Origin of the sequence: Streptomyces sp. WAC05292 (assembly GCF_003949955.1) — a bacterium.
In the GTDB taxonomy this organism is placed as follows: Bacteria; Actinomycetota; Actinomycetes; order Streptomycetales; family Streptomycetaceae; genus Streptomyces; species Streptomyces globosus.
In genome coordinates this window covers 1-2,356 of sequence record NZ_RPSE01000616.1, presented here as the reverse complement: position 1 = coordinate 2,356, position 2,356 = coordinate 1, and the positions used below count along the sequence as shown (strand labels likewise).

General features: G+C 74.8%; 2 protein-coding genes. One reads left to right on the top strand and one right to left on the bottom strand.

The genetic code is table 11. The features are described from left to right. Window positions 1-97: 97 nt before the first annotated feature. Window positions 98-1,021, top strand: a complete 924-nt coding sequence (locus EF903_RS31685; RefSeq protein WP_125548414.1) for an SDR family oxidoreductase — start codon at window positions 98-100, stop codon at window positions 1,019-1,021. 39 nt (window positions 1,022-1,060) lie between these two features. Here the strand turns inward: EF903_RS31685 and EF903_RS31680 are convergent, their stop codons facing one another. Further along, the gene (locus EF903_RS31680) at window positions 1,061-2,113 is read right to left on the bottom strand and encodes an aldo/keto reductase (protein ID WP_125548413.1); all 1,053 of its coding nucleotides are present in this window, start codon (window positions 2,111-2,113) and stop codon (window positions 1,061-1,063) included. Window positions 2,114-2,356: the final 243 nt, after the last annotated feature.

Sequence of the window (2,356 nt, the reverse complement as noted above, 5' to 3'; positions counted from 1 at the left end):
GGCGGGGTGTGATGGGGGGCGTGTCGTGCGGGGGTGTCGGGCGGCCGAGGGGGACGATCGGCGTCCGTCGGGTCCCCCGCGGAGGAATGAGGACGGGATGCGCGAGATCCTCTCCGGCGGTCGGCACGGGAGCGCCACGCCGTTGCGCGGGCGGGTCGCGGTCGTCACCGGGGCCGCCCGCGGGATCGGGGCGGCGCTGGCGCGGAACCTGTCGGAGTCCGGGATGCACGTCGCCCTGCTGGGCCGCGAGGAGGCGTCACTGCGCGCCACGGCCGCGACCCTGCCGCACCGGAGCGTCTGCTGCGAGGCGGACGTCACGGACGACGCGGCCCTGCGCGCCGCCGCCCGGTACGTGGAGCAGACGCTCGGTCCGGCCAGCGTGGTCGCCGCCAACGCGGGCATCGCCGTCGGCGGCCCGTTCGCCGACACCGCCGCCGACCTGTGGCAGCGCGTCATCGACGTCAACCTCACCGGATCCGCCAACACCGCCCGGGCCTTCCTGCCCCACCTGACCCGCACGCGCGGCTACTTCCTCCAGGTCGCCTCGACCGCCGCGCTGGGCTCGGCGCCCATGATGAGCGCCTACTGCGCCTCCAAGGCGGGTGTGGAGTCGTTCGCGCTGGCGCTGCGGGGCGAGGTCGAGCCGGACGGGGTCGCCGTCGGCATCGCCTACGTCCACTGGACCGGCACCGACATGGTCAGCGGCATCGACGACCACCCCGTCCTGCGGGCCCTGCGCCGCCATCAGCCGGGCTTCGCCCGCCGCGTCCACCCGCCCGAGCAGGTCGCGTCCTGGATGGCCGACGGGATCGCCCGCCGCTCCCCGTCCGTGTACGCGCCGCCCTGGCTGCGGTGGTGCCAGCCGCTGCGGCCGCTGTTCCCGGCGGTGGTCGCCCGCATCGCCCGCCGCGAACTGCGCACCCGTACGCGCGCCGAACTGGCCGCCGACGTCGGTGTGCTGGGCGCCGGCGGCCTCGCGGACTGGCACGCCCACCGGCAGGCGGAGCACCGGGGCGGCTGACCTGCCGTCCACCCGTGTACCCGGATGCGCGGGGAGGCGTCAGGCTGCTGCCGGGCGGTCCGCGGGCGGGCGCCTGCGCGCCGCGGTGTCGGTCAGCGACGGCGGCTGCCAGACGCCGTCGGCCCGGTAGAGGTCGGTGCCGGGTGCCACGATCTCGTCGACGCGGTCGAGGGCCGCGTCGTCGAGCAGCAGGTCGGCCCCCTTGAGCAGGGAGGTCAGCTGGTCCATCGTGCGCGGGCCGATGATCACAGAGGTGACGGCGGGGTGGACGAGCGGGAACGCGACGGCCAGCTCCGGGAGGGTGCAGCCGATCTCCCCGGCCAGGGCGACGAGTTCCTCGACCGCCGCGAACTTGGCGGCGTTGCCGGGGAGGGCGGGGTCGAAGCGGTGCGGGGTGCGCGCGGCGCGACCGGTGGTGAGGTCCACGGGCCGGCCCTGCCGGACGGCTCCGGAGAGGAACCCGGACGCGAGCGGGGACCACGTCAGGACGCCCATGCCGAGGCGCTGCGCGGTCGGCAGCACGGACCGCTCGACGCCGCGCGCGAGGATCGAGTACGGGGGCTGCTCGGTGCGCATCCGCATCAGCCCGCGCCGCTCGGCGACGTGGTGGGCCTCGACGAGGTCCTCTGCGGGGAACGTGGAGCAGCCGAAGGCCCGGATCTTGCCTGCGGTCACGAGGTCGCCGAGGACGGACAGCGTCTCCTCGATGTCGGTGGTGTGGTCGGGCCGGTGCACCTGGTAGAGGTCGATCCAGTCGGTGTCCAGGCGCCGGAGGCTGTCCTCGACGGCCTTGAGGATCCAGCGGCGGGAATTGCCGCTGCGGTTGCGGCCTTCGCCGAGCGGGAAGTGCACCTTCGTGGCGAGGACGACATCGTCGCGTCTGCCCTTGAGGGCCTTGCCGACGATCTCCTCGCTCTCGCCGGCCGAGTACATGTCGGCGGTGTCGACGAAGTTGACGCCCGCGTCGAGGGCGGTGTGGATGATGCGGGCGGCGTCTTCGTGGTCGGGGTTGCCGACGCCCCCGAACATCATCGTGCCGAGGCAGTGGGTGCTGACCTCGATGCCGGTCTTGCCGAGGACGCGGTAGCGCATGCGGGTGCTCCGTCGCAGGTGGGGTGGGGGAGGCCGCGCCAGTCTAGGACTTGGAGCGCACTCGACCGCAAGAGCCGCCGACCGCACGCCCCTTGGCGAGGACGGGCAGGCCGTGGCGTGGACGTCGCTGCGGCGGGGATGGACCGGGTGGTTTCCCGAGGACGTGGCGCGGGTGCGCCGGTACGCCGGGCGGCTGCGTGGCGGGGTCGGGGGGTGAGGTGCGCGGATTGGGCTGCATCGGGG

Bases quoted from the DNA above. Each gene is read 5' to 3' on its own strand.
- EF903_RS31685 (WP_125548414.1), top strand. From the start codon at position 98: ATGCGCGAGATCCTCTCCGGCGGTCGGCACGGGAGCGCCACGCCGTTG.
- EF903_RS31680 (WP_125548413.1), bottom strand. From the start codon at position 2,113: ATGCGCTACCGCGTCCTCGGCAAGACCGGCATCGAGGTCAGCACCCAC.